This is a genomic window from Vibrio sp. T13N (assembly GCF_032970445.1).
Taxonomy (GTDB): Bacteria; Pseudomonadota; Gammaproteobacteria; order Enterobacterales; family Vibrionaceae; genus Vibrio; species Vibrio diabolicus.
This window is the reverse complement of record NZ_JAWJYE010000060.1, coordinates 1-663: the sequence shown is the minus strand read 5'-3', so window position 1 is coordinate 663 and position 663 is coordinate 1. Positions and strand designations below refer to the sequence as shown.

Here is a 663-nt window from a genome sequence, read left to right as displayed (position 1 = left end):
GTAGGTAGTTTAACCTTCGGGGGGACGCTTACCACTTTGTGGTTCATGACTGGGGTGAAGTCGTAACAAGGTAGCGCTAGGGGAACCTGGCGCTGGATCACCTCCTTATACGATGATTATTGCGATGAGTGTTCACACAGATTGATATGGTTTAGATTTCAGAGCAAAATTGGTTCTGCATAAAATGCTGAAGCAATTTATGTGGGGCTATAGCTCAGCTGGGAGAGCGCTTCGCTGGCAGCGAAGAGGTCATCGGTTCGATCCCGATTAGCTCCACCACATACTTCTGTGTCCCGTTCGTCTAGAGGCCTAGGACACCGCCCTTTCACGGCGGTAACAGGGGTTCGACTCCCCTACGGGATACCATCTTTAAACATTCTCTCTTGAGAGTTTTTAAAAATGGTTACTTCATTAGAAGTGATTAGCTCTTTAACAATTTGGAAAGCTGACAAAACAACAATTTATTGTTGTTTGTAAAGTTCTCAAAGTATTCATTTATGAATACAACTAAAAACACATTCAAGTGTTCTTGGAATTTGAGTCCGGCAAAATCGATATGTCTCTCGCTCATTCAAATAATGAGAGACAACTTTGGTGATTTGATTATCAACTCGAAACTCCTTCGGGTTGTATGGTTAAGTGACTAAGCGTACACGGTGGATG

Annotated in this window: 2 tRNA genes and 1 rRNA gene; all 3 read left to right on the top strand. The window is 43.1% G+C overall.

What is annotated here, in order from left to right:
- Positions 1-108, top strand: a 16S ribosomal RNA gene (locus tag R2S67_RS22775); the annotation flags it as partial.
- 95 nt (positions 109-203) lie between these two features.
- Positions 204-279: transfer RNA gene (locus tag R2S67_RS22770), tRNA-Ala, on the top strand.
- Between the two features lie 11 nt (positions 280-290).
- Positions 291-366, top strand: a tRNA-Glu gene (locus tag R2S67_RS22765).
- The last annotated feature ends 297 nt before the right edge of the window (positions 367-663 follow it).